The following is a 25,315-nucleotide window of genomic DNA, read 5'->3' on the forward strand; positions in this document are numbered from 1 at the left end:
TTCTGTACCATCTAAATATCGTTTCACCGCTTGGATTTTTTCTTTTGAAGAAAATTTAGCCATAAAAAATGCACCTCCAATTGTTAGACTGTGTCTAACAATTGGGGTGCACTTCAAAATTTGTTAATGACTTTTGGTTTCTATAAAAAAGCGCTCTAATCCTTCTTCCCAAGACGGCATTTGTAAAAAACCATTTAATCGTAGCATGTTATGTTGAAAGATAGAATATTTGGGCCTTGCAGCCGCAGCTCCGAATTCTTCCGTTGAAACAGGTAATACATTCACTTTCATATTGGCGTACGAAAATATTTTTTGTGCAAATTCAAACCAAGAGCATGAACCTCTGTTTGATACGTGGTATGTACCGTATAAAGAAGTATGAATGAGCTTATTAATAACCATATTTAAATCCGCCACATACGTAGGAGAGCCAACTTGATCCGCTACAACAGATATTTCATCTCTTTCTTTTCCTAATCGTATCATCGTTTTTACGAAATTATTTCCATATTTACCATATAGCCACGATGTGCGAACGATAAAATATTTATTATGTAACTCTTTGACGAACTGCTCCCCCGCATACTTAGAGGCTCCATATATATTTACCGGAGCAGGACTATGAAATTCATCGTACCCCTCTGGTCTGGCGCCTTGAAATACATAATCAGTACTAATATAAACTAGCTTCGCCCCTACTAATTGTGAAGCGACCGCTACATTTCGAGCTCCAATTGCATTTATTCTATATGCAAGATCCTGTTCTTTCTCTGCATGATCTACTTTCGTATAGGCAGCACAATGAATAATTATATGTGGTTTTATTTCTTGTACCACTTGTTGTATTCGGGATATATTTGTGACATCTAGTAACTTTTTATCAAATGCATATATATCATATTCTTCAGAGTTTAACTCTTCAAATAGTTGCTTTCCTAATTGGCCGTTTGCTCCTGTTATGATAACCCTCTCTTTCATTTAACATGCCCCTTACTAATCTTTTAGTGGTTTCCACCATTCCTTATTCTTTTCATACCATTTCACCGTCTCTTGTAATCCTTGTTGAAATGTATATTTCGGTTCCCAATCAAATTCATTCTTCATTTTCTCTGCATCAATCGCATAACGACGATCGTGCCCTAAACGATCTGTAACATATTCAATATCTTTTTTTGTTTTTCCTAAAAGAGTAATAATTTGTTCCACAACTTCTACATTTGTTTTTTCATTATTTCCACCTATATTATATACTTCTCCTACACGTCCCTTATGCAGAACAACGTCAATCGCACTGCAATGATCCGTTACATGTAACCAATCTCTTACATTTAAACCATCACCATATAACGGTAATTTTTTTCCTTCCAGTGCATTCGTAACCATTAATGGAATTAATTTTTCGGGATACTGGTACGGCCCATAATTGTTAGAACAACGCGTTACTATAACTGGTAATTGATATGTTTTATAGTAAGATAGAGCTATCATGTCCGCGCTCGCCTTACTTGAAGAATATGGACTATTTGGAGCTAACGGCGTTGTCTCTATGAACTTCCCTGTTTTTCCTAAAGAACCATACACTTCATCTGTTGACACTTGCACAAGTTTTATATGCGAATATTTTTTAACTAGTTCTAATAAAGTGACCGTCCCAATTACATTTGTATCATAAAAAGGAATCGGATTTTCAATACTACGGTCCACATGTGATTCAGCTGCAAAATTTACAATCACTTGTACGTCTCGCTCTTTTATGATGTGTTCTAATAGCTCTCCATTTTGAATTTCTCCTTTTACAAAAGAGTAATTCGGGTGATCCTGAAGAGATTTTACATTATTTAAATTCCCGCTATATGTTAATGCATCGTAATTAATAATTTTATATGTTTCATAACTTTGTAGCATGTAATGAACGAAATTACTTCCAATAAATCCAGCCCCACCTGTTACTAATATATTCATAAACAACTCTCCTACTTAAAAACTATCTTCATATTCCTCTAGTAATGGCAATATCCGGTCCTTATCGGACAATATGGGATCTGTTACCGGCCAAGGAATTGCTAAATCTTTATCTTCCCAAAGTAATCCAGAGTCATGCTCTGCACTATAATATTCATCTACTTTATACATAACGATAGTATGCGGGACAAGCGTGCAAAAACCATGGGCAAATCCTTTTGGCACTAGTAATTGCCGATGGTTATCTGCACTTAAAATATACCCTTTCCATTGTTTAAATGTTGGTGATTTTTTTCGCAAATCAACGATAACATCATAAATTGCTCCTTGCATAACTTGAATGAGTTTCGTTTGTGCTTTCGGTTTTTTTTGAAAGTGTAGCCCCCGTATCGTTCCTGCCTTAACCGAATAAGATACGTTATCCTGTACAAATGAATACGTAATCCCTAATGTTTCTAGCACCTGCTTATTATAGCTCTCTGAAAAAAAGCCACGCTCATCTCCAAATAACCTCGGTTCTAACAATTTTGCATCGGTAAAATTTGTTTCTATAACTTTCATATTCTCACCTATTCTCCGTTAAACTGTTTCCCAAAGTTAATATCCTGTGCTAACGTATTCGCCTTTTGAAGAGAAGCATGAGTTCCAGCATCAGTCCACCAACCGCTCATTTCATTATAAGTAAGTACCCCTCGTTTTAAATACCAATTATTTATATCTGTAATTTCAAGTTCTCCCCGTGCAGAAGGTTTTAATTCTTTTATATAAGAAAAGACTTTCGAATCATACAAATAAATTCCCGTAACAGCATAAGAACTTTTCGGCTCTTTCGGCTTTTCTTCAATTTCAACTATTTTTCGGTTTTGAATATGTGCTACGCCAAATCTTTCGGGATCTTCTACAGATTGCAATAGTACTTTCGCACCTTCTTTTTGATTTGCAAACTCTTCAACATACGGAAGAATATCATCTGAGAAAATATTATCCCCCAATATAACTACCATACGATCATTCCCGACGAAATCTTCACAAAGCCCTAACGCCTGTGCGATACCGCCCGCTTTATCTTGCACACGATACGTAAAGGACACACCAAATTCATGACCACTCCCTAAGAAGCTAACAACATCCCCCATATGCTCTTTACCTGTAATAATCATAATATCTGTAATATCGCATTGTTTTAGTTTATATACCGCATGATAAATCATCGGATACCGCCCAACAGGAAGTAAATGTTTATTCGTTACTTTCGTTATTGGATATAATCTCGACCCAGTACCACCTGCTAAAATAATTCCTTTCACTCTGCATCTCTCCTTTATGATGGAGATAATATATCTTTGTAATGTTCTACAAACACTTTCCGGTACTTCTCATATGTATCCGCATCAAACTCATCCCCGTTGTAATGAATACACCATAAATTTGCTTGATTTGGGATACCGATTAAATAACCAGCCCTTTGAAATTCTAAAGATTGTGACACATCATAAAAGTGAAACCCTTGAAATAAATCTTCTCGCCACGGAATATCATACTGCGTTGCCATAAATAAACCATCAATTGCCTGAACTGACAAAAATGGTTGATTACCATAAAAAACCTGATCCAAATTTAATAATTGATAATTCCGTCTTCTATATTCAATCACTTTCCCTACTAAATTTTTCCCTTCCCACCATATCCCGTTATTCGGTAAAAACTGAGCCCCAGCGACCCCTATTAAACCAAGCTTTTCATTTTCTTCAAAAAGAGATATAAGTGTATAAAACATATCTCGATTAATAAGATATGTATCTTGATGTATATACACTTTGTATTTCGCTGGATATGAAAGGGCTCGGTTATATGCACTTGCCATACTTTGTGCATCTCGTATCGGAAAAATTTGTACAGCGTAACCAGGGGGAACAAAAATGTTTCTTATTTGGCTCTCACATTGTTTAAAAAGCTCCTCATTATTTACACAAACAACGACTAATATTGTATGATCTTTCATTTTTGTCCCCCCTTTATTCTTCCTTATTTACATCTGCCATATAGTGTTCTACAAATATTTTTCGATACTTTTCATAGTTCGTCATATTCACATCAAAATGATAATGGATGCACCAAGCATCGCGCTGTACAGGTACACCGACTGTATATCCTGCTTTTTTAAATTCAAATGATTGAGATACATCATAAAAATCAAATCCGTCAAATAAGTCTTCTCGCCACGGAACATCATATTGTGTCGCCATTAATAAACCGTCAATACATTCTACAGGAATAAATGTTTTTGATTCATGATACGGTTGTTCTAAACTTGCCATATAAAACAAATCATTCATATAACCAATGACCTTTCCTACAATTCCACGCCCTTCGTTCCATACACCAGTTGGAGGAACATATTGCGCTCCAACCATCCCAATCATACCAAGGTGTTCATGTTCCTCAAATAATTGAAGTAATCCATATAAAAAAGCTCTATTTATAATAAAAACATCTTGATGTAAATACACTTTATACTTCGCTGGATGCGAAATAGCTTGATTGTATCCACTCGTCATACTTTTCGCATTTCGAATCGGCATAAATTGAACAATATACCCTGGAGGTACTAACAATTGCAATATATGTCGCACGCAGTTTGCATACAATTTCCGATCATTTATACATGTAACAAATAATATTGTTTTGTCTGCAGCACTCATAATTGTGATTTTTCAGCTTCAATAATATACTGAAATACAACTGTCTCAGCCATGAAGCCACTTCCAAGACGATATTTTTTACAAATTCCATACAACTCCTCAATAAGCGGCTCATACATTTTATGATCAACATATACACGATCTACTTTACTAATAACATATCCTGCTTTTAAAAACATTCTTAGCATTTCATTAAATGTAAAGAAACGAATATGTGTTTTATCTAATAAACCATATTCTGTATACGTCCAATTTCCGGCAAGTAAGGGCGCTAATACTGAAATATGAGCAACGTTTGGTATACTTGCTAAAATCACACCATTTTGCTTTATATATGGCTTAACCTTTTCAATCACAGCCCACGGATCAAATAAATGCTCTAATACATCTCCAAATAGGATGCAATCAAATTGCCCCTCCTCATAAGGAAGATCTATTTTTTCTATATCCCCTAAAATAACATGATCTAGTATTTCTTTCGCTTTTTCTGCAGCCTCTGGAAATGCCTCAATTCCTGATACACGTGTACCGTTTTCTTTAATAGCTGCTCCCAATGCACCGCTCGAACAACCAATATCAAGAACTTCTTTCCATTCCTTTTTTATATGCTTTAATAAATTCGGATTCGCTGCATTATAATAATGCTCGGATTTTTCTTCATATAAAGAACTTTTTTCGCGATTCATTTCACACACTCCTTATGCAAATTGAATTAGAAATATAAATCTCATATGAATTCTATAAAGTGTAGTTTTTGTTCATCCCCCACTGATTATTAGCCCGCAAATAGCAGTATAAAAATTTTTATCTATATTGGTTACGTTACTGATACTCTAATATATAACCAATCTATTAGAGTTAGAATAACGATAAATCATTTCTAAAAAAACGAAACCTATTACGCTTTATATGGTTTATCAAAAACTCCCCGAAAATATTTACGGTTATATTCAATTGCAGCATTATTCGGAACATAAGAAGCTGCTAATTCATTGTAATAATATGCTTTATCCTGCTCTCCTAACCTGCTATAACAAATACACATTTGTAAATAGGGTAGCCATGTGTAGCTAGCTGGACTATGGAAAGGACTTTCCGTTGCCATTGGTACTTCCGTTGCAAGTTTAAACCAAAATATCGCTTCATTATATTTTTCTTGTTCCATATATATATATCCTATTCTTGTACAATTCTCTCCTCTAGGGACGTCATACCGAAACGACTTCACACAAGATTCAATTGCCTTCTCCCACATTCCGAGCTTCGCATAGCAATCTCCTAACTTACCACATGCATAAATTTTTTCTTCATACCATCCTTCGTCCTGATTAAGAAATGTTTCATAAAGAAGAACTGCATCATCATATTTTTGGTTATCCATAGATTCATTTGCGTAATAAAATAAATCCCTCGGACTCAATTCTTCCCCTGCAGCTACAGTGTTTTGAAAAATTCTCAAATTACGATCTGTTACTTTTTTTTCTTTTTTATGCGTAATAGCAACATTACTACTAAAAACCTCACCAGAAATAGCTAAATACTCGTGAACCTTTCCAAACCATTGAAATTGTTTTTCACGTTTTACAAGTCGATTTCTTTTTGTACAATATAAAGGTTTCCCGTTAGAATCCATTGCAAGGTGATAAGGCATCGAAACGGCATCAATTTTAGGATCTAATTCTCTTTTTAAAAGTTTCAACGCTTCTTGAGCATCTTCTAATAATACGTCATCTGCATCTAGCCACAATATATACTCTTGCGTCGCTTTTGAAAAAGAAAAATTTCTTGCTGCTGCAAAATCATCAATCCACTGGAAATCATATATGTTAGAAGTGTATTTCTCTACGATTTCTTTCGTTCGATCGACGGAACCTGTATCAACTACTATAATTTCATCCACAATTTTTTCAACTGTGTCTAAACAACGGGCTATTGTCTCCTCTTCATCTCGAACAATCATACATAAACTAATTGTAATTCCTTGCTTGTTCAACATAATCACCCTCTTCCAAATCAATCATATGTTATACCTATACTAAACTTTCCATTTTTTTAAATTGTTCAAGTAGTTTAAGATTTCTTTTCAATAATTCAAATGTCCGTGTCATTTTCTTTCGGTTTTGCATCTACTATATAATGAACGCTTTATGGAGGTGAATTTATGTCAAATAATAATTATTCAAATGGATTAAATCCCGATGAATCTTTATCAGCTAGTGCATTTGACCCTAATCTTGTAGGACCTACATTACCACCGATACCACCGTTTACCCTTCCGACTGGGCCGACCGGGCCGACTGGACCGACCGGACCTACAGGGCCGACTGTACCTACGGGGCCAACTGGACCGACGGGACCAACTGGTGACACTGGGGCTACTGGACCTACGGGGCCGACTGGTGACACTGGGGCTACTGGACCTACGGGGCCGACTGGTGACACTGGGGCTACTGGACCGACGGGGCCGACTGGTGACACTGGGGCTACTGGACCTACGGGGCCGACTGGTGACACTGGAGCTACTGGACTTACGGGGCCGACTGGTGACACTGGAGCTACTGGGGCTACTGGACCTACGGGGGCTACTGGACCGACTGGACCAACTGGACCATCCGGACTAGGACTTCCAGCAGGACTATACGCATTTAACTCCGGTGGAATTTCTTTAGATCTAGGAATTAATGATCCAGTACCATTTAATACTGTTGGATCTCAGTTTGGTACAGCAATTTCTCAATTAGATGCTGATACTTTCGTAATTAGTGAAACTGGATTCTATAAAATTACTGTTATCGCTAATACTGCAACAGCAAGTCTATTAGGAGGTCTTACAATCCAAGTGAATGGAGTACCTGTACCAGGTACTGGATCAAGTTTAATCTCACTCGGAGCACCTATCGTTATTCAAGCAATTACGCAAATTACGACAACTCCATCATTAGTTGAAGTAATTGTTACAGGGCTTGGGCTATCATTAGCTCTTGGCACGAGTGCATCTATTATTATTGAAAAAGTTGCTTAATTTTTTACTTAGCAGTAAAACTGATATCAGTTTTACTGCTTTTTCAATTTCAAATTCAATCATGAAACATTCAGTACCTACATAATCATATTGTTGTATGACATTTTGCAGGAGGCACAAATATGGAAAGTAAATCTGCTGTTCAGCTTTATCTCGAATTGCTAAAGAAGACAATTTTATTTGAAATATGGTTAGAATATGAGGCATACTTACCCGCATCTCTACATATTTCGAAAGAACTAGAATTCGAACCAGTTACAGTCCCTCTCCCTTTATTCATTAAGCAATATGCCGAAAACCATAACTTAAAAATTGTAAAACCAAATGTCTCAAAAAGTGAACGTCATGATGGAATGGATTGGCCAAGAGCAGCACATAGCATGATTGGTCGAGAACGTATGAACCAATTACAAGAGGCGATGGAAACCGTTGTTCGTGAAAATATAGAAGGTGATTTTATTGAAACAGGTGTATGGCGCGGAGGATCATGCATTTTTATGAATGGGTTTTTACAAGCAAACAACATTACGGATCGTAATGTGTGGGTCGCAGATTCATTTGAAGGTTTGCCAGCACCGAATCTAGAACAATATCCAAAAGATTACGGTGATTATTTACACACATTCGATTACTTACGCGTCTCTTTAGAACAAGTACAAGAGAATTTCAAAAAATATGATTTACTAAATGATCAAGTGAAATTTTTAAAAGGTTGGTTTAAAGATACTTTACCAACAGCACCAATTGAAAAAATAGCAATTGCACGGCTTGATGGTGATATGTACGAATCCACCATGGATGGTCTCATGAACTTATATGATAAAGTTTCTAAAGGTGGCTATATAATTATCGATGACTACGGGCTACCACCATGCGCTGAGGCTGTGACAGACTTTAGAAAGCAACGAAATTTAAAAGCCCCTATTACTAAAATTGATGTATTTGGCGTTTATTGGAGAAAAGAATAAAAAGATTTAATCTATAGGAGATCCCATTTTCACTCATCCTTCTCTCACTTCTAACCCAACAAAATATTTTTTTCGGAATCTCCTTACATATAACAATTGTTTTCCTGTCTTCTCTCACTACAAATTGAAAATTTCATTAATAGAGTTACTGCATATTCTCACACAAGAAAGGGGTATACTCATGAGCGAATTTAACAAAGAAATGACTTTACTCCCCCCTCCTGAACTCGTCCAATATGTAGGTGGCGACTTCAAAAAGGTTGGAAAAGAGTTCCTAAAGCATTTTATTCAAATTGGCGCTTTAAAATCAAATGAAAAAGTATTGGATGTAGGCTGCGGCGTCGGCCGAATGGCTGTACCATTAATGAATTACTTAAATGATGATGGAGCGTATTATGGATTTGATTTGTTTAAAGATGGAATTACTTGGTGTCAAAATAACATTTCAACTATGCGTAATAATTTTCACTTTGAACATGTTGACATATACAATCAATTCTATAATCCGGAAGGAAAAGAAGATGCCTCTCAATATCGTTTTCCCTATGAAGACGGAACATTCGATTTTATCTTTTTAACTTCTGTATTTACGCATCTTCTCCCAAAAGAATTAGAACATTACGTATCTGAAATTGTACGTGTATTAAAAAAAGACGGGAGATGTTTCATTACATTCTTTCTTATAAACCCTGAATCGTCTTATTATTTAAATGCAGGACAAAGTACATTAGGTTTTTATCATCGAATTGAAAATTGCTACGTTGTAAATAAAGATATTCCGAATTTCGCAGTTGCTTATCCGGAGACAGATATTTGCAATTTATTGAATAAGTACGACCTAGAAATAATCAATAAGCCGCATTACGGCTTATGGTGCGGCAGACATGAATATACAAGTTACCAAGATATTGTTCTTACAAAAAAAAGCTTCTGAAAGGAAGTTATGTATGATGAATGAAAAAAATCCACCTCTCGTTTCCATCCTTATTCCCACTTATAATCGGCCTCATTATTTCAAAATTGCTCTAGAAAGTGCATTGGCACAAACTTATTCAAATATTGAAATCATCATCGGAGATGATAGTACAAATGATGAAACAGCAACTTTAATACGCGAACAATACTTACCAAATTATAAAAATATAACATATATTCGAAATACCCCTACTCTAGGACAATTTCACAATGACCTTATGCTCATAGAAAAATCAAATGGTGAGTATATAAACTTTTTAATGGACGATGACGTGTTTTATAAGCATAAAATACAAAAAATGATGGCCTATTTTGAGCAAGATTCCAATAAAAATCTTGCTCTTGTTACTTCTTATCGAGTACGTATTGATGATTATGGAAATCTAATAGGTGATTCCCACCCAACACAAAGGTTATATAGTGAAGACACCCCATTAAACGGGATATTTTTAGGTAATTGGATGTTAAAGGGCGGGCACAACATTATCGGTGAGCCTACGACTACTTTGTTTCGAAAAAAATTACTCACTGAACCTTTTGGCACCCTTAAAGAGCGACAATATTCTTGTAGTGTTGATATGGCCTCATGGATTTCTTTACTTTCTAAAGGAAATGCAATATACATTTCTGAGCCTTTAAGTCAATTTCGCTACCATGCTGGACAACAAATACACAATAAGCTCCTTCAAGGTTGTGAAGATTTCACACACCTTGTTATAACAGCAAAAGAATATGGCTTTTTACAAAATACTATGGACTATAGAGCAGCTCTACTTAGTGCTTACCAATGGTGTAAAAGTTCCTTAAAATACTATCTTCATCAACTAGATATTTTTCCTGACGCACATGTACGTCTTTCCCATTGTTTGGATATAATTATTAAAGAGTTAAACAATTAAACTACTCTGCAAAATTAAAAGTGTATGGACTATATGTGAATCATTCGTATAGTTCATACATTCTTTCTCATACTATAAAGTGAAACTTTAATCAGCCCTCACCAATCGGGCTTTTACGGGCAGTTGATCCCCCACCTAACTTCTTCGCTTTCCCTGAATTTTGAGGTGGGGGTCTTACTGCCCATTAATGCGGGATAAAATCCATTACTATAAAGAGCAGTAGAAAGGAATACCTACATTGAAAGATCCAAATTCTCAATATCAAATAGACTACTTATTACTATTTATTTTATTTGCCATTGGGATTGTTAGTTGTTGTGCTATTGCAAGTGCACAAGCCTCTTTACCTCCATTTTTACAAAACGTCAATTTTGTACTAAAGCAAATCCAATGGTATTTCATTGGATTTATAGCCATTGGTGTTATTATGATTATCGACTTCGATCGTTATCAAAAAATTGCTTGGTATTTATACAGCTTTGCAATGGTACTACTTATTGGACTAGAACTTCAAGTACCAGGTGCCGTTACAATTAAAGGCGCTACCGCTTGGTACAGGCTCCCAGGTATCGGAAATTTTCAGCCTTCTGAAATTATGAAATTGTTTTTAATTATCGTCATTGGACGAATTATAGCAAATCATAATGAGAAATATTTTTCCCAAACGATACATGACGATTTTTTATTACTTGGAAAAATATTTGCGACAAGCTTGCCACCACTACTACTTATTGCAAAAGAACCAGATTTAGGAAACACAATGGTCATTTCAGCGATGCTTGCAGCAATGATACTAGTTTCTGGCATACGATGGCGTTTTATTTTCGGATTAGTTTCAGCTACTTTCGTGGCTGGATCTACATTAATATATATTTTTTTTACTCACACAGATTTTTTTAAAGCACACATTTTAAAAGAATATCAATTAAATCGCTTCTACGGATGGTTAGCACCTTACAAATATGATGCACAAGGCTATCAATTAAGACAAGCATTCTTAGCGACTGGATCCGGAGAAATGCAAGGAAAAGGATGGGAAAATGGACAAGTATATTTTCCAGAACCCCATACAGATTTTATTTTCACTAATGTCGCTGAACAATTTGGATTTCTAGGCGCAAGTGTCATTATTTCACTTTTTTTCTTACTCATTTTCCGAATGATTCATATCGCTTTAGAAAGTAATGACCCTTTCGGTAGTTACATTTGCGCTGGTACAATCGGAATGTTTACTTTCCAAGTATTTCAAAATATCGGGATGACAATTGGATTACTTCCCATTACAGGGATAACATTACCTCTTATGAGCTACGGAGGCAGTTCACTACTTACATACATGATTGCGATTGGATTCATTTTAAATGTTCGCTCAAGAACGAAAATCTTTATATTTAAATGAACAACATAAAACCGCTATATTTTTATCTCTATCCTTTTTTAGATATACTAATGAAAAATACGATGGAGGTTTAAATATGAAATATGACATTATAGGAGATATTCATGGATGCTTCCAAGAGTTTCAAAATTTAACGGAGAAGCTAGGATATAACTGGAGTAGCGGTCTACCAGTTCACCCTGACCAACGTAAACTTGCATTCGTTGGCGATATTACAGACCGTGGTCCTCATTCATTACGTATGATTGAAATTGTATGGGAACTTGTCATACATAAAAAAGAAGCTTATTACGCTCCTGGAAATCACTGTAATAAACTATATCGATTTTTCCTTGGGCGTAATGTAACAGTCGCTCACGGACTTGAAACAACTGTTGCTGAATATGAGGCACTTCCTTCTCATAAGCAAAACATTATAAAAGAAAAGTTTATCACTCTTTATGAACAATCACCGCTCTACCACATACTAGATGAAAAAAGAGTAATCGTATGTCACGCTGGAATTCGGCAAGATTACATAGGAAGACAAGATAAAAAAGTACAAACCTTTGTATTATATGGCGATATTACAGGAGAAAAGCATGCCGATGGCTCACCTGTCCGTCGCGATTGGGCACAAGAATACAAGGGACAAGCTTGGATTGTATATGGACATACACCAGTGGCAGAACCTCGATTCATCAATCAGACAGTCAATATTGATACTGGCGCTGTATTTGGTGGCAAATTAACCGGATTACGTTATCCTGAAATGGAGACTATCTCTGTCCCTTCTTCTTTACCTTTTGTCGCCGAGAAATTCCGTCCAATTTCATAACTACCTTACTTAGCGAAAGATTATCGTATTATTTAAGCAGATTTCATATAAAACTAGGTAAAGTAATTAAAAAAAGATGCAATAAAGTGCATCTTTTTTTAATTCCCCTACATATAATGTCGCAGGAGGTGACAGAATGAAGAAAAAATCTTCTAAACAAAAAAGAAAATTTTCCCCTTTATATCTGCCCATGTACGGAATTAACAACTGGTGTAGTATTCGGGCTGCAGCGATAGAAGAACTGGAAGAACAAGAGTCATCAAAAAAAAGCAAAGTAAAACCAACATATGTCTCTTTAGAAAATGCTGTGATGAGCCGCATAATCGATCGCAGAAAAATAAAGATGCAACAAAAAAATAAACAGCTTTCAAATCAAGATGAACAGATACTACATTCTAACCAAACAGAAGAAAAGACGGAAGAAAATATTTCTGTAGCAGTGAATAAAGAAGTGGAACCAGAAATTCCAGCTGCTATTATAAACAAAGTAAAAAAAATAAAAGAAGCATTGGCTTCATCGAATGATATACAAATTGAAAAACCGCTCATAATTGAGACACCTACACCTGAAAATACAAAAGTTAAAAGAGGCGGCCGATATGCATATGCGGAAGGGCTTCACTCTCATGCAGAGGGCATGGCAGCACATGCGGAAGGCTTATTAACACATGCAAAAGGTTCTTTCTCTCATGCAGAAGGATCAAACTCAAAAGCAACTGGACATAGTTCGCATAGTGAGGGAAGTGAAACGACAGCAGGCGGCTCTTATTCTCATGCAGAGGGTAAACAGACGATCGCTTTAGGCGAAGCAGCACACGCAGAAGGAACCGCAACTATCGCTAACGGATCCTCTTCTCATGCGGAAGGTCATCATACATCAACAGCTCATTTTGCAGGTAGCCATATTATGGGGCGCTTCGGCACTGCAGAAGAAGCTTATTCTTGGTTTATTGCAAATGGTGTAAACGACACCGACCATAATATCGGTGCTAAATGGCTTGCCCATAATGGAGAAATGTACATTGAGGGCGCGTCTTACAATGCAAGCGGAACAGATTTTGCACAAATGTTTGAAACAGAAGATCCTACCCCTATTGATGTCGGTTATTTCGTTACATTTAGTAGCGAAGAAAAAATTCGGTTAGCTACTTCACACGATTCATTCATTTTAGGAATATCTAGTGCAACCCCTGCTCTTATAGGAAATAGCGGGGCTTTAAGTTGGCAAAAACGTTATAAAACAGATAACTTTGGAAAACGTCAATATGTATGGACGGAAACAGAAGAAATACAACCTCTTTTAAATACAAAATGGGATCCAACTTGCAAATATGTAGCAAGAAAAGATCGCGCCGAATGGCTTCCTGTCGGATTAATTGGACAAATGTTAGTACGTGATGACGGCACTTGCGAAGCACATGGATATTGTCGTCCAAATGACAATGGCATTGCTACAAAAGCCGAAAGTGGATTTTTCGTCATAAAGCGTACGGGTGAAAACCAAATTTTAATATTATTCCGCTAAGAAAAAAGGGAACAAAATTCTTTATAATATAAGAATTTTGTTCCCTTTTTAAGTATGCCGCAACACTTCTTGCATATCGCTTGGAAGCTTTATAGTAAAAGACATCTCTTTCTCTAAAATAGGATGATAAAACGTCAAAGATTTACTATGAAGTGCTTGCCGCTTCATTTCATCCCTTCTCCCTCCATATAAGCTATCACCAAGTAATGGATGTCCTATATGAGCCATATGCACACGAATTTGATGCGTTCTTCCTGTTTCAAGCTCAAGCGCTACATGTGTCTTATGATATGTACTATCAATTACTTTAAAATGAGTAACTGCCCTTTGTCCATCCTCACAAACCGTTCGCTCAATAATGCTATCAGATTTTCGACCAATTGGTGCATCAATCATTCCTTCTCGTTCTACAATCTTTCCGTGAACAATTGCTTCATACGTTCGTTTCACAGCTTTTTGTTGATGCTGCTTCGATAAAAGATGATGCACAAAACGATTTTTTGCAATAAGCATAAGCCCCGAAGTATCACGATCTAACCGTGTTACAATGTGCACTGTACTTGCAAGATGCTGCTTATCATAATGAGATAAAAGCGCATTAGCAACACTCCCTGTCGGATGTTCTCTAGACGGAATTGTTGACATGTTCGCCTCTTTATTAATGATAAGAACCGCATCATCTTCATATACAATGTATAAAGGGATATCTTCTGCCATCATCCCTTCACTTCTTTCCTCCACTGGAAAAAAGATACGTAATTCTTCACTAGCGCGCAGCTGATGACGAACACTCGCATGTTGCCCATTTACTTCAATCGCCCCGCCGTGAAACTTTATATCCGTTAAAGCGGCTTTAGAAATACCTTTCGTTTTCAAAAATTCCCTAACTAAAGTTCCCTCTTCAGCCAGCCCTATATCCCATTTCAATGTAAATCTGTTCAAATATATAACCCTTTCTATTTATCTGCAACAAACGAGTCACGAACTCGTTTCCAGAACGGGAACGGGCGGAAACGAACAAATCGTACTTTCTCGTTTGCGACGCGATACTGGATTGATTTCACATCTTGATGAACCATCGTTAAATGATCCACTGTAATTTGTAAGTTCATTCCCGCAGCTGGCTTTAACACACATGTATGATGCTTCGGCAATACAAGTGGCGATCCTACAGTACGAAATACACGATTGTTAATGGACGCCATTTCTGCAATTTGAATCGCTTCAATAGATGGGTGAATAATTGCTCCGCCAAGCGCTTTATTATACGCGGTACTGCCTGAAGGAGTAGAGATACAAAGGCCGTCTCCGCGGAATGTTTCAAAATATTCTCCGCGTATTTCTACTTCTGTTACTAATGTACCTTCTGCACTTTTTACAGTCGCCTCATTCATCGCTAAATACTGTGACTCTTTACTTCCATTCACATAGCGAATAATTACTTCTAAAAGCGGATATTCCACCACTTGGAATGGTGTTTTCGCAATCGCAATTACTAATTTCTCTACTTCTGTCGGTAACCAATCTGCATAGAAACCTAAATGTCCTGTATGTACACCAACAAATGCTGTTTCATCCAATCGATTATAATAACGATGAAACGCATATAAAAGCGTTCCATCTCCCCCAACAGAAATTACAATATCGGGTTCCTGTTCATCCATTATAAATCCAAAATCTAGCAAGTACTCTTTCATCGTGCTTGCCAGTGTATCTGATGATTGATCTCCCTTTGACATAATTGTAAATTTCATCGCCCAACACCCTTTAGTTTATGATTCGGAATCTTTCGTTTCTTGCTTTCTTGAAAAAGCCTTTTGCGCTTCTTGAATTTCAAGACGAATAGAAGACATTTCTTCATCTAATAAAAACGCCGCTTCAGCTGCACGTTGCAAGCGTATTTTAATATCTTCAGGAAAACGTCCACTATATTTATAATTTAAAGAATGCTCAATTGTTGCCCAAAAGTTCATTGCTAGCGTGCGTATTTGGATTTCTACCAATACTTTTTGTTCACCCTGAATCGTTTGAACAGGATAACTAATGACAACATGATAAGAACGATAACCGCTATCTTTCTTTTGCGTGACATAATCACGTTCTTCCACGATTTCAAAGTCATTTCGTTTTCGAAGATATTCTACAACAGGCTTAATCTCATCAACAAATTGACACATCATTCTAAGCCCAGCAATATCCTGCATATCTTCTCTCAATCGGTCTAACGGTACATTTCTCTTCTCCGCTTTATCAATAATACTTGCAACCGACTTTACCCTTCCTGTTACAAACTCAATTGGAGAATGCTCTGTTAACATTGCAAATTGAGTACGCATTCCTTTTAGTTTCACTTTCAGCTCTGCCACCGCTTGGTGGTAAGGTGCTAAAAATTCTTCCCAATTTCGATTCATTTCAACCACCACCAAAATCAATCCATTTGCTTATAGAAATACTTTTTCTACAGCAGTTACTAGTTCTTCTCCGTAATTTGCATTACCTTCAATATTTTCAACTAAATATTCTACTTCTTCTTTTAATCCTTCTAATTCCATTTCAATGTCATTCACGCGAACGAACATAACCACATCGTTATTCATCGCTTCATGCATTGCTTCCCAGCATGTGTGCGGAATACTTACATAAATGAAAGATGATTCGTTTTCTAAGATATATAAAAATGATAAATTGTCTGAGTCTACAAGTACGTGATTACGCGCACTTAACTCTTTTACCTCTATTTCACTATTTTCCGCACAAAAAATAAGAGCATTCTCTCTCTTTTCTACGCTCTTAACTTGGATTTTATTTTGCATGCTCTAACTCCTCCATCTCAACTTCCTGTCTTACTTAACAGTATTATTGTATCATAACATGGACGCAAACAAATAAAACATTGAACCAAATTTATGAAAAAGCGATAATGTGTAAAGAATTATTTTTCAAAAGGAGATTATACAATGACACAAGAAATTGAAATTGAATTCAAAAATATCGTTACAAAAGAAGAATTCGATACATTATGTAAATCGTTTTCTATTGAAGCATTTACAAAACAAGTGAATCACTACTTTGAAACACCTGACTTCTCGTTAAAAGAAGCTGGCTCTGCACTTCGTATTCGTCATAAAGGAGAAACTTATACGTTAACGTTGAAACAACCTGCAGAAATCGGTTTATTAGAAACGCATCAAGTCGTAACAGAATACGAAGCAAAAATGATGATGGAAACAAACACAATCATTCAAGGAGCAGTAGTAGATCAATTACATAAATTACAAATTCCTGTTTCTGCTTTAACATATATGGGTAGTTTAACAACAGAAAGAGCAGAAACATTATTTAAAGGCGGAACGCTTGTCTTTGATCATAGTTTCTATTACAATCACGATGATTATGAAATTGAATTTGAAGTGCAAGATGAAGAAACAGGAAAAGCTGCATTTATTCATTTATTAACGCAACATAACATACCTGTTCGTCATACAAATAACAAAGTAAAACGCTTTTTTCTTGCCAAACAAAACAAAGCACGCTAAAGTGAAAATTCCACTAGTGAATATGTTTCACTAGTGGATACATCTCACTAAAAAAGTTTACACCCGTAGAATAAGCAAAGAATCTTTGAGAAAGCTGTTTATTTGCCCTCTCGAACATTCCATTGCTACAATAGATATACATTTCATGGAAAAAGGAGTTTATAAAGGATGAGCAAGCAACCGATGACACCATTTGAAGCAATTGGCGGTGAACAATGCATTGCAATATTAGTAGATACATTTTATTCCTACGTCAGTAAACACCCTGACTTATCTCCCATCTTCCCGGAAGATTTAACAGAAACCGCTAGGAAGCAGAAGCAATTTTTAACACAATATTTAGGTGGTCCTAATTTGTACACTGAAGAACATGGTCATCCTATGTTAAGAGCACGCCATCTCCCGTTTGAGATTACTCCAAAACGAGCAGAAGCTTGGCTATCATGTATGGAACAAGCAATGGATGATACTGAAGTGCATGGTCATATAAGAGAGTTTGTTTTTGAACGTTTAGCATTAACCGCTCAACACATGGTTAATACTCCAAACGAAACAGGTGAAGTGTAATGGATAAGCAGGAAGCAAAGCATATAAATATGCCATCTCCTTCCGCATGCGAGCATAAGTCTGTAGAAGCATATTTATTTATTGATCCACTTTGTAAAGATTGCTGGGAAATTGAGCCTTTTATTATTAAACTATGGCTTGAATACGGAAAATACTTCTCTATTCGTCATATCGTAACAGGAAAAGTGGATGGAACGAACGCTTCCTCACACAAATGGAATAAACCTGCTAATATTCGATTTGTGTGGGAAAAGACAACAAGTTTACAAGGTTTTTCATGTGATGGAAAGGTACATATGCAAGAAGCATCGTCAACACCATATTTAGTTTCGATGGCAATTAAGGCAGCGGAGTTGCAAGGCCGAAAAGCAGGTTCGAAGTTTTTGCGAAAACTCCAAGAATACATCTTCCTTGAAAATGTATCAAACCCTGACTGCGAACTATTACTTGCATGTGCGAAAGATAGCAATATTGATGTAGAAGAATTTAAAAAAGACCTACATTCTGCTAGTGCAAAAAAAGCTTTCCAATGTGACTTGAAATTCACGAATGAGATGCATATTACAGAAATACCCTCCCTCGTCTTTTTTCATGCGAACTCAGATGAAGAAGGTATTAAAATTGCTGGAAATTATTCCTACGATGTATACGTACAATTATTGAAAGAACTTGTAAAATGTGAAATTGAGCCAGAACCATTACCACCTTTAGAAGTGTTACTAGAAGCCACACAATTTATATCTTCAAAAGAAGTAGCATTTATTTATAACTGTCCGCAACAAGAAATTGAGCGCGAACTAAAAAAATTACAACTGAAACGAAAAGTGCAAATGATTGAAGTAAAATGCCAACGTTATTGGAAATGGATAGCAAAAGAAAAAGACCTGGTGTAAACACCAGGTCTTCTTCTTTACGGCTTATAAAAATATTAAAGGGGATGGGAGAAATTTTCACGTTCAAACAAAGGGGTATATGTTTGTATGTGAATTCGTTCACGCTTATTATATTACAAGATTCGACGTCAAATGACAACCCCTTTTGTCGATTTTCACACTTTTGTCACATTCTAAACGTTTTCATTTTTGAATAAGCTATAAAAAAGGTCATTTAGGGGGTTTATTTATGAAAAAATCTTATATTGCTCTTCTCTTTCTAGCTGTCATCGTTTCTTTTTTCTTGTACATCCTCTCTCTACTACAAGCTTTTCCTAAAATTATTGCCTTACCTCTTTTATTCGGAATCATCGTTATCACACTCTCTTATTTCAATTATAAAAAACGATTCAAAGGGTTTTAATTTCAAAAGTCAGCCGTAAAGCTATCCTTTCAGTTAGAAAAAACAAAGAAATCCACCCTTCTCTTCGACAAATATCGACATTGAATCTATTCAACAAAAAAGACGAGGATACAATCCCTCGTCTTTTTTCATTACTTTTCTTCAAATAATAATGCTTCTAATTCATTTAATTTCTCTTCAAATACTTGTAGCGCCTCTTTTACTGGTTCAGGAGATGCCATATCTACTCCTGCTTTTTTCAACACTTCAATTGGATAATCAGAGCTTCCTGCTTTTAAGAACTCGTTAATATAGCGTTCTACTGCTGGTTGTCCTTCTTCTAAAATCTGTTTAGATAGAGCGGTCGCTGCACTAAATCCTGTTGCGTATTGATATACGTAATAGTTGTAGTAGAAGTGTGGAATACGAGACCATTCTAAACCAATCTCTTCGTCGATTACTAAAGCGTCACCGAAATATTTCTTATTTAAATCATAGTAGATTTCCGTTAGCATATCTGGCGTAACAGCATGTCCTTCTTGTACTTTCTTATGAATAATATGTTCAAACTCTGCAAACATCGTTTGACGGAATACAGTACCACGGAATCCTTCTAAATAATGATTTAATAAATATAGACGCTCTTTCTTATCTTCTGTCGTTTTTAATAAATAATCATTTAGAAGCGCTTCATTACAAGTAGATGCCACTTCTGCTACGAAGATGGAATAATCACCATATACGTGCGGTTGTGTCTTTCTTGTATAGTAACTATGCACCGAATGACCAAACTCATGAGCAAGTGTAAATAAATTATTTACATTATCATGCCAGTTCATTAAAATATACGGATTTGTTCCATATGCACCAGATGAATATGCCCCGCTTCGTTTTCCTTTATTCTCATACACATCTACCCAGCGATTTTCATATGCTTCTTTCAAAATACCAACATATTCATCACCAAGTACGTTTAAAGATTTTAATAAAAGGTCTTGCGCTTCTTCGTATTTCACATTCATTTTCACTTCTGGTACAAGTGGTGTATATAAATCATACATATGAAGCTCATCAAGTCCTAATGCACGCTTACGAATATCGATGTAACGGTGTAATAAATGTAAGTTATCATTTACCGTTTCAACGAGTTGATCGTATACTGCTTCCGGAATATTATTATTGCTCAGTGCAGCTTGGCGAGCAGAATCGTATTTACGAACACGCGCATTGAAATTATTACGTTTTACTGCTCCACTTAACGTACTTGCGAATGTGTTTTTAAATTTTCCGTACGTTTCATATACAGCTTTAAATGCATCTTCGCGAACACGACGATCATCACTTTCTAAAAACTGAATGTAACGACCATGTGTAATTTCTATTTCTTCTCCGTCTTCACCTTTAATAGATGGGAATTTTAAATCCGCGTTATTCAACATACCGAATGTATTGCTTGATGAACTCATTACTTCAGATGCTTCCGCTAATAAAGCTTCTTCAGCTTCTGATAATACGTGCGGGCGTTGACGTGTAATTTCTTCTAATGCATGTTCATATACACTTAAATCTCTATTTTCCTTCAAGAATGTTTGCAGTGTATCTTCTGAAATAGATAAAATTTCAGGCACAATATACGCTGTGCCACTAGATACTTGTGAATATAAATTTGTTGCGCGATCATTTAATGCTTGATACACAGAGTTTGTTGTATCTTGATCGTAACGCATATGAGCATATGTATAGAGCTTACCTAATCGCATTGAAATTTCATCTTCATATTGCAATGTCTCAAGTAAATTGTCCGCAGAATCACCAAGTTTCCCTTTAAATTCAGTTAACTTCGGTAATAGCTCCTTAATAGCTTGGAATTCTTTTTCCCATTCTGCATCTGTTTGGAAAATATCTTCTAATCGCCACGTACTTGCTTCTTCAATCTCATTGCGATCTGGTAATGTTTTCGCTTTGTTTTGTTCAGACATTCTTTAAGCCCTCCTTTAAATATCTCTACTTAAGTACAATTCGTTTTTTCTTATGTAATTCCTTCACAATCAGTCTTTATTATATCCCCTTTTCCTTCTCTCATGTTGTACTTTGCCTCAAATAAAGATAAGGCATACGCTAAACAAGTTTCATCATATTTCATAACTTCCTCCTCTGTTTTTAACATAACGATCCCCCTTATTTTCCGGTACTTATAAGCCTCCACTTTACGTAATACACCTGTATAACATAAAAATGTCATATATTCAGTAACTGCTACTTTCCATATATGCTTTGAAAAGTACGGGAGCATACGCCTTTTCGTATACTTTTTTACATAACTACACACATATTGAATAGAAATACAATCCCCTACCGCAAGCTCACCTATACACTTCATATATAGAAATGCTTGCCATATAAATGGATTTGTTTGAAAAGCAAATGAGGATGGGAGCGGCACACCAATTTCAGAAGGAAAATTTGCTGGGGTACATTTACATTGATATAAAAAGCGTAATAGTGACTTATAATTATAATTCCAAATAGGCAAAGCATTTTTTCGAAAATAGTCCTTTCGTTGCTTCCATTCTCGGTCTAATATTTCTTTTTGGAAAGGAACAGAGGAAAAGAGTAGTTCAAAAGTAGTCGTTTCAGTTGGTAAATATATAGTATGTGAGAAAGAGACGCTTGTAGAAAATGAAGTAAGAAACGCGCATTTCATAAATGATTTTTGTTTGGAACAGAAGAAAATAAGAAATGGTTGAGGATAAGATTGTAAGGAGAAAGCCATAAGTGAGGAGAATTTCATCCAATATGCAGATTGCTTTTTCAATTGATTTCCACCAATGATCCAAATGACCTGTATACCCGCTCGCCAATACGAATATGTTCGTTTGTACAGCTGCTCTATAGAAAGGTTTGCGCATTGGTATTCAATCGCAATTTTTCTCCCTGCTCTCTCTATAAAAATATCTGGCCGTTGCTGAATCTCTGGCATATAACGCTCTATATCTACATGAAAGTTTTGACGTTTGAACCATTTATATAACAATTCTTTACCGTGCCTATGATACATAGATTCCGCTTCATAAAAGGCAAGACATGAATCCACTTTTTTATGAGCAAAATGCCAACTTTTTTGTTTCCCTAATTTCATTTGTACTTCCTTTCCACAAGCTACACAAAAGAATCGTTCCTGTTGACGCATACGGCGCAAAAGCTCTTCATTACAATTGTAGAGTAAATGAATTTTTTCTCCGTTTTCTCTTTTAGCGATAAATATCGTAATCACACCCTTTCAGCTCCTTATATTCTACAATTTGTTACAAATTCCTTTAAAAAAGAGATGTCCCAATTTCGGACATCTCTTTTTATAATAAAGGCGATAATAACCGGTACGTTGATTCAACAATTCGTCTATGAAGACGCCTTTTATGAAAACGATCGACGTGAATTTCACTGGATTCTTCTAAATCGTCTTTAAAATCTTGAACAAGCTTTCGAATGCTATCTGTATCATATAAAAAGGCATTTACTTCAAAATTTAAATGAAAACTTCTCATATCCATATTAGCTGTCCCAATTGAAGCTAAATCAGAATCGACAATGACAACTTTACTATGGAGAAAACCTTTTTCATACTCATATATCTTTACCCCTGCATCTAAAAGCTCTGGGAAATACGATCTCGATGCGTAAAAGACAGTACGCTTATCAGGCTTACTCGGCATTAACAAACGAACATCGATACCAGCAAGTGCAGCAACCTTTAATGCGGATAAAATATCATCATCCGGAATGAAATACGGCGTTGCAATCCAAATGGATTTCCGCGCAGAAGCAATCATTGCGAAATATAAATGCTTAATTGTTTCCCACTTATTATCCGGTCCACCTGCAACGAGCTGCACGCCTCCCCAATGTTCCCCCTCAACTGCTTTCGCTTGTAAATATTCAGGGGCTAGCACAGCCTCACCAGTCATATAAAACCAATCTTGAAGGAAAATAAGCTGCAAACTTTGTACAGCTTCACCACGCAAATATAAATGTGTGTCTCGCCAAAAGCCGAAGTACTTATCCTTGCCTAAATATTCATCACCAATATTTAATCCACCTACAAATCCTTCATTTCCATCAATAATAACGATTTTTCGGTGGTTTCGATAATTAATCTTATCGTTTAAAATCGGAAAGCGCACAGGGAAGAACGGAATCATTTCGACACCTGCATCGTTTAATTCTTCAATATACGATTTTGATAATTTAAAACTTCCAACCGCATCATATAAAAAACGAACGACTACGCCCTCTTTTGATTTTTGTATTAAAATATCTTTAATTTCTGTTCCAAGCTTATCATCACGCACAATGTAATATTCCATATGAATGTGATGTTTCGCTCGTTTTAATCCATCTAAAATGGCCTGAAACGTTTCATCTCCATTTGTTAATGTTCTCGTTTCAGTTTGAAATGAAATATTTAAAGCGCCTAAGCGATCCGCTAAACGAAATAATAGCTCTTGATGCTTATGATTGCGCAAAATCCGTTCTTCGTAATCTTCATGCCCTTTATATTGTAAAAACGCCTGTTCATCAAGTAAAGCCTTCTTTTGGAACATTCTTTTTCTCCGAAAATTTTGTCCAAATAATAAATAAGCAAAGAAGCCAAATACCGGAAAAATACCTAACACAATTAACCATGTAAGTGTTTTTGACGGATGACGGTTCTCTAAGAAAATAACGCAGCCAATTAAAAACGCAGATACTGTAAATAAAATACTAATAATACCTAAAATCGAAACATCTTTTATCCCAATCACATCCGAATAAAATGCTACATCAATAAACATACGTAGTGAAACAAATAATGCGAACAATAGAAAAACAAAGAAAATCAACTTTAACGTATTTTTCATCTCTTACCTCCTAACTAAGAAAGCTTTCCTATTCTTCATATAAAAAGCCGATTTCATACTACAGAAATCGGCCTACGTTTTAGCAGGAAAATTATTGCGAATCGTTTCAAGCGCATGCTCTTTCACAATTTGTTTTCCATACTCACTTACACGATGAATTGTTAAAGTTGATTCTTCTCCATATTCTAAAATAATACTTAAAATACGATCAATTTCTTCTTCATCATGTAGCACTTCATCGAATTCCACATATACATAATAGCGGTTCTCAAATGAATACAGCTCATCTTTTATATCTTCAAAGATAAGACGATGACTTAATGAAATGACATCTTCAAAATCATTAAATTTAATTAAAAAGCCAAACGTACCATCTTCATTAAAGGTTGTTCCTGTTTGTTCTTCTACCTCTTCGACTAACTCTTGCTGGAATAATGATTCGATGCCTTCATCTAGAGGAATATCTATAATTTTGTCTACCCCTATCGGTAGTTCCAGCTTTTGCCCGTCCTTTGAAAGCTCTGCTTTCGTGACAAGTACTTCAATCCCTTTATCGACTGCTTGCACTTGAATCCATAACGGTCCATCAATAAAGAAATCGTCATGATCACGAGCTTCGTCCATCATCTCCCAAAAGAGCTCTTCACTTCGTTCGCGATCATACCAAATTTCTTCACGATTAAATCCTCTATCCTCTATATCAATGTACGTAATAAAAAATTTCATCGTATGATCATTAATTCTTTCAATATCCAAAATACAACTCTCCC

General features: G+C 35.9%; 27 protein-coding genes. 11 read left to right on the top strand and 16 right to left on the bottom strand.

Annotation, left to right across the window (positions count from 1 at the left end; translation table 11 throughout):
- Nucleotides 1-123: 123 nt before the first annotated feature.
- The 8 genes from rfbD to CGQ22_RS29945 all read right to left on the bottom strand — a co-directional run bounded on the left by rfbD (nucleotide 124) and on the right by CGQ22_RS29945 (nucleotide 6,660).
- Nucleotides 124-978 (bottom strand): dTDP-4-dehydrorhamnose reductase, encoded by an 855-nt coding sequence (rfbD, locus tag CGQ22_RS29910; RefSeq protein ID WP_000664658.1) that lies wholly within the window; start codon nucleotides 976-978, stop codon nucleotides 124-126.
- Between the two features lie 15 nt (nucleotides 979-993).
- Nucleotides 994-1,962: a dTDP-glucose 4,6-dehydratase gene (rfbB, locus tag CGQ22_RS29915; RefSeq protein WP_001024167.1), complete on the bottom strand. Its 969-nt coding sequence runs from the start codon at nucleotides 1,960-1,962 to the stop codon at nucleotides 994-996.
- A 15-nt stretch (nucleotides 1,963-1,977) separates the two neighbouring features.
- Nucleotides 1,978-2,523, bottom strand: a complete 546-nt coding sequence (gene rfbC / locus CGQ22_RS29920; protein WP_000864167.1) for a dTDP-4-dehydrorhamnose 3,5-epimerase — start codon at nucleotides 2,521-2,523, stop codon at nucleotides 1,978-1,980.
- 8 nt (nucleotides 2,524-2,531) lie between these two features.
- A complete protein-coding gene (locus CGQ22_RS29925; RefSeq protein ID WP_000676158.1) occupies nucleotides 2,532-3,269 on the bottom strand; it encodes a sugar phosphate nucleotidyltransferase in 738 nt (245 codons plus the stop codon).
- A 14-nt stretch (nucleotides 3,270-3,283) separates the two neighbouring features.
- Nucleotides 3,284-3,964, bottom strand: coding sequence for a glycosyltransferase family protein (locus CGQ22_RS29930; protein ID WP_000651519.1), 681 nt, complete (start codon nucleotides 3,962-3,964; stop codon nucleotides 3,284-3,286).
- 13 nt (nucleotides 3,965-3,977) lie between these two features.
- Nucleotides 3,978-4,664 carry a glycosyltransferase family protein gene (locus CGQ22_RS29935; RefSeq protein ID WP_001271182.1) on the bottom strand — a complete coding sequence of 229 codons (687 nt, stop codon included), beginning with the start codon at nucleotides 4,662-4,664 and terminating at the stop codon, nucleotides 3,978-3,980.
- Nucleotides 4,661-5,350 (bottom strand): class I SAM-dependent methyltransferase, encoded by a 690-nt coding sequence (locus CGQ22_RS29940; RefSeq protein WP_001078429.1) that lies wholly within the window; start codon nucleotides 5,348-5,350, stop codon nucleotides 4,661-4,663. The genes CGQ22_RS29935 and CGQ22_RS29940 overlap by 4 nt, the downstream gene beginning before the upstream one ends.
- Before the next feature lie 212 nt (nucleotides 5,351-5,562).
- A complete protein-coding gene (locus CGQ22_RS29945) occupies nucleotides 5,563-6,660 on the bottom strand; it encodes a glycosyltransferase (RefSeq protein ID WP_000932906.1) in 1,098 nt (365 codons plus the stop codon).
- A 165-nt stretch (nucleotides 6,661-6,825) separates the two neighbouring features.
- Here CGQ22_RS29945 and CGQ22_RS29950 point away from each other — a divergent pair, with 165 nt between their 5' ends.
- From CGQ22_RS29950 to CGQ22_RS29980, 7 genes are all read left to right on the top strand, one after another.
- Nucleotides 6,826-7,686, top strand: coding sequence for a BclA C-terminal domain-containing protein (locus tag CGQ22_RS29950; protein ID WP_089149726.1), 861 nt, complete (start codon nucleotides 6,826-6,828; stop codon nucleotides 7,684-7,686).
- A 122-nt stretch (nucleotides 7,687-7,808) separates the two neighbouring features.
- A complete protein-coding gene (locus CGQ22_RS29955) occupies nucleotides 7,809-8,654 on the top strand; it encodes a TylF/MycF family methyltransferase (RefSeq protein WP_000444379.1) in 846 nt (281 codons plus the stop codon).
- Between the two features lie 181 nt (nucleotides 8,655-8,835).
- Nucleotides 8,836-9,588 (top strand): class I SAM-dependent methyltransferase, encoded by a 753-nt coding sequence (locus tag CGQ22_RS29960; RefSeq protein WP_001288764.1) that lies wholly within the window; start codon nucleotides 8,836-8,838, stop codon nucleotides 9,586-9,588.
- Between the two features lie 13 nt (nucleotides 9,589-9,601).
- Entirely contained in the window at nucleotides 9,602-10,528 is a 927-nt protein-coding gene (locus CGQ22_RS29965) for a glycosyltransferase family 2 protein (protein WP_002163893.1), read from the top strand.
- A gap of 238 nt (nucleotides 10,529-10,766) precedes the next feature.
- Nucleotides 10,767-11,927 (top strand): FtsW/RodA/SpoVE family cell cycle protein, encoded by a 1,161-nt coding sequence (locus CGQ22_RS29970; RefSeq protein WP_000654688.1) that lies wholly within the window; start codon nucleotides 10,767-10,769, stop codon nucleotides 11,925-11,927.
- A 76-nt stretch (nucleotides 11,928-12,003) separates the two neighbouring features.
- A complete protein-coding gene (gene prpE, locus CGQ22_RS29975) occupies nucleotides 12,004-12,744 on the top strand; it encodes a bis(5'-nucleosyl)-tetraphosphatase PrpE (protein ID WP_000872696.1) in 741 nt (246 codons plus the stop codon).
- 136 nt (nucleotides 12,745-12,880) lie between these two features.
- Nucleotides 12,881-14,269 carry a peptidase G2 autoproteolytic cleavage domain-containing protein gene (locus tag CGQ22_RS29980; protein WP_089149727.1) on the top strand — a complete coding sequence of 463 codons (1,389 nt, stop codon included), beginning with the start codon at nucleotides 12,881-12,883 and terminating at the stop codon, nucleotides 14,267-14,269.
- Nucleotides 14,270-14,317: 48 nt separating this feature from the next.
- On the opposite strand, the gene CGQ22_RS29985 is transcribed toward CGQ22_RS29980, so the two are convergent.
- The 4 genes from CGQ22_RS29985 to CGQ22_RS30000 are packed head-to-tail and all read right to left on the bottom strand — an operon-like array spanning nucleotide 14,318 to nucleotide 17,082.
- The gene (locus CGQ22_RS29985; protein ID WP_001079125.1) at nucleotides 14,318-15,211 is read right to left on the bottom strand and encodes an RluA family pseudouridine synthase; all 894 of its coding nucleotides are present in this window, start codon (nucleotides 15,209-15,211) and stop codon (nucleotides 14,318-14,320) included.
- Between the two features lie 14 nt (nucleotides 15,212-15,225).
- Nucleotides 15,226-16,023: an NAD kinase gene (locus CGQ22_RS29990; RefSeq protein WP_000673195.1), complete on the bottom strand. Its 798-nt coding sequence runs from the start codon at nucleotides 16,021-16,023 to the stop codon at nucleotides 15,226-15,228.
- An 18-nt stretch (nucleotides 16,024-16,041) separates the two neighbouring features.
- Nucleotides 16,042-16,680 (bottom strand): GTP diphosphokinase, encoded by a 639-nt coding sequence (gene yjbM / locus CGQ22_RS29995; protein ID WP_001081482.1) that lies wholly within the window; start codon nucleotides 16,678-16,680, stop codon nucleotides 16,042-16,044.
- 30 nt (nucleotides 16,681-16,710) lie between these two features.
- Complete coding sequence (locus CGQ22_RS30000) at nucleotides 16,711-17,082, bottom strand: UPF0738 family protein (RefSeq protein ID WP_001180003.1); 372 nt, start codon at nucleotides 17,080-17,082, stop codon at nucleotides 16,711-16,713.
- A 144-nt stretch (nucleotides 17,083-17,226) separates the two neighbouring features.
- Here CGQ22_RS30000 and CGQ22_RS30005 point away from each other — a divergent pair, with 144 nt between their 5' ends.
- The 4 genes from CGQ22_RS30005 (at nucleotide 17,227) to CGQ22_RS32230 (ending at nucleotide 19,668) form a co-directional block, all read left to right on the top strand.
- A complete protein-coding gene (locus tag CGQ22_RS30005) occupies nucleotides 17,227-17,805 on the top strand; it encodes a CYTH domain-containing protein (protein WP_000191124.1) in 579 nt (192 codons plus the stop codon).
- A gap of 168 nt (nucleotides 17,806-17,973) precedes the next feature.
- Nucleotides 17,974-18,372 carry a globin domain-containing protein gene (locus CGQ22_RS30010; protein ID WP_000043384.1) on the top strand — a complete coding sequence of 133 codons (399 nt, stop codon included), beginning with the start codon at nucleotides 17,974-17,976 and terminating at the stop codon, nucleotides 18,370-18,372.
- The gene (locus CGQ22_RS30015) at nucleotides 18,372-19,265 is read left to right on the top strand and encodes a ClpXP adapter SpxH family protein (RefSeq protein ID WP_000360646.1); all 894 of its coding nucleotides are present in this window, start codon (nucleotides 18,372-18,374) and stop codon (nucleotides 19,263-19,265) included. The genes CGQ22_RS30010 and CGQ22_RS30015 overlap by 1 nt, the downstream gene beginning before the upstream one ends.
- A 229-nt stretch (nucleotides 19,266-19,494) precedes the next feature.
- The gene (locus tag CGQ22_RS32230; RefSeq protein WP_000750355.1) at nucleotides 19,495-19,668 is read left to right on the top strand and encodes a hypothetical protein; all 174 of its coding nucleotides are present in this window, start codon (nucleotides 19,495-19,497) and stop codon (nucleotides 19,666-19,668) included.
- A 131-nt stretch (nucleotides 19,669-19,799) separates the two neighbouring features.
- On the opposite strand, the gene pepF is transcribed toward CGQ22_RS32230, so the two are convergent.
- The 4 genes from pepF to mecA form a co-directional block, all read right to left on the bottom strand.
- Entirely contained in the window at nucleotides 19,800-21,626 is a 1,827-nt protein-coding gene (gene pepF, locus CGQ22_RS30025; protein WP_000003358.1) for an oligoendopeptidase F, read from the bottom strand.
- Between the two features lie 50 nt (nucleotides 21,627-21,676).
- On the bottom strand, nucleotides 21,677-22,921 hold the full coding sequence (locus CGQ22_RS30030) for a competence protein CoiA (RefSeq protein WP_061883896.1): 1,245 nt from the start codon (nucleotides 22,919-22,921) through the stop codon (nucleotides 21,677-21,679).
- Between the two features lie 79 nt (nucleotides 22,922-23,000).
- Nucleotides 23,001-24,545 carry a cardiolipin synthase gene (locus CGQ22_RS30035; protein WP_000799199.1) on the bottom strand — a complete coding sequence of 515 codons (1,545 nt, stop codon included), beginning with the start codon at nucleotides 24,543-24,545 and terminating at the stop codon, nucleotides 23,001-23,003.
- 72 nt (nucleotides 24,546-24,617) lie between these two features.
- Entirely contained in the window at nucleotides 24,618-25,301 is a 684-nt protein-coding gene (mecA, locus tag CGQ22_RS30040; RefSeq protein ID WP_000350719.1) for an adaptor protein MecA, read from the bottom strand.
- Between the last annotated feature and the right edge of the window lie 14 nt (nucleotides 25,302-25,315).

The sequence above is a fragment of the Bacillus sp. M13(2017) genome (genome assembly GCF_002218325.1).
Lineage (GTDB): Bacteria > Bacillota > Bacilli > Bacillales > Bacillaceae_G > Bacillus_A > Bacillus_A thuringiensis_K.

Bases quoted from the DNA above. Each gene is read 5' to 3' on its own strand.
- CGQ22_RS30005 (WP_000191124.1), top strand. From the start codon at position 17,227: ATGACACAAGAAATTGAAATTGAATTCAAAAATATCGTTACAAAAGAA.
- rfbB (WP_001024167.1), bottom strand. From the start codon at position 1,962: ATGAATATATTAGTAACAGGTGGGGCTGGATTTATTGGAAGTAATTTC.
- CGQ22_RS30000 (WP_001180003.1), bottom strand. From the start codon at position 17,082: ATGCAAAATAAAATCCAAGTTAAGAGCGTAGAAAAGAGAGAGAATGCT.
- CGQ22_RS29955 (WP_000444379.1), top strand. From the start codon at position 7,809: ATGGAAAGTAAATCTGCTGTTCAGCTTTATCTCGAATTGCTAAAGAAG.
- CGQ22_RS30010 (WP_000043384.1), top strand. From the start codon at position 17,974: ATGAGCAAGCAACCGATGACACCATTTGAAGCAATTGGCGGTGAACAA.
- CGQ22_RS29950 (WP_089149726.1), top strand. From the start codon at position 6,826: ATGTCAAATAATAATTATTCAAATGGATTAAATCCCGATGAATCTTTA.
- CGQ22_RS30015 (WP_000360646.1), top strand. From the start codon at position 18,372: ATGGATAAGCAGGAAGCAAAGCATATAAATATGCCATCTCCTTCCGCA.
- CGQ22_RS29990 (WP_000673195.1), bottom strand. From the start codon at position 16,023: ATGAAATTTACAATTATGTCAAAGGGAGATCAATCATCAGATACACTG.
- CGQ22_RS32230 (WP_000750355.1), top strand. From the start codon at position 19,495: ATGAAAAAATCTTATATTGCTCTTCTCTTTCTAGCTGTCATCGTTTCT.
- pepF (WP_000003358.1), bottom strand. From the start codon at position 21,626: ATGTCTGAACAAAACAAAGCGAAAACATTACCAGATCGCAATGAGATT.
- CGQ22_RS29935 (WP_001271182.1), bottom strand. From the start codon at position 4,664: ATGAGTGCTGCAGACAAAACAATATTATTTGTTACATGTATAAATGAT.
- yjbM (WP_001081482.1), bottom strand. From the start codon at position 16,680: ATGAATCGAAATTGGGAAGAATTTTTAGCACCTTACCACCAAGCGGTG.
- CGQ22_RS29960 (WP_001288764.1), top strand. From the start codon at position 8,836: ATGAGCGAATTTAACAAAGAAATGACTTTACTCCCCCCTCCTGAACTC.
- CGQ22_RS30035 (WP_000799199.1), bottom strand. From the start codon at position 24,545: ATGAAAAATACGTTAAAGTTGATTTTCTTTGTTTTTCTATTGTTCGCA.
- rfbD (WP_000664658.1), bottom strand. From the start codon at position 978: ATGAAAGAGAGGGTTATCATAACAGGAGCAAACGGCCAATTAGGAAAG.
- CGQ22_RS29980 (WP_089149727.1), top strand. From the start codon at position 12,881: ATGAAGAAAAAATCTTCTAAACAAAAAAGAAAATTTTCCCCTTTATAT.
- rfbC (WP_000864167.1), bottom strand. From the start codon at position 2,523: ATGAAAGTTATAGAAACAAATTTTACCGATGCAAAATTGTTAGAACCG.
- CGQ22_RS29965 (WP_002163893.1), top strand. From the start codon at position 9,602: ATGATGAATGAAAAAAATCCACCTCTCGTTTCCATCCTTATTCCCACT.
- CGQ22_RS29945 (WP_000932906.1), bottom strand. From the start codon at position 6,660: ATGTTGAACAAGCAAGGAATTACAATTAGTTTATGTATGATTGTTCGA.
- CGQ22_RS29930 (WP_000651519.1), bottom strand. From the start codon at position 3,964: ATGAAAGATCATACAATATTAGTCGTTGTTTGTGTAAATAATGAGGAG.
- CGQ22_RS29940 (WP_001078429.1), bottom strand. From the start codon at position 5,350: ATGAATCGCGAAAAAAGTTCTTTATATGAAGAAAAATCCGAGCATTAT.
- prpE (WP_000872696.1), top strand. From the start codon at position 12,004: ATGAAATATGACATTATAGGAGATATTCATGGATGCTTCCAAGAGTTT.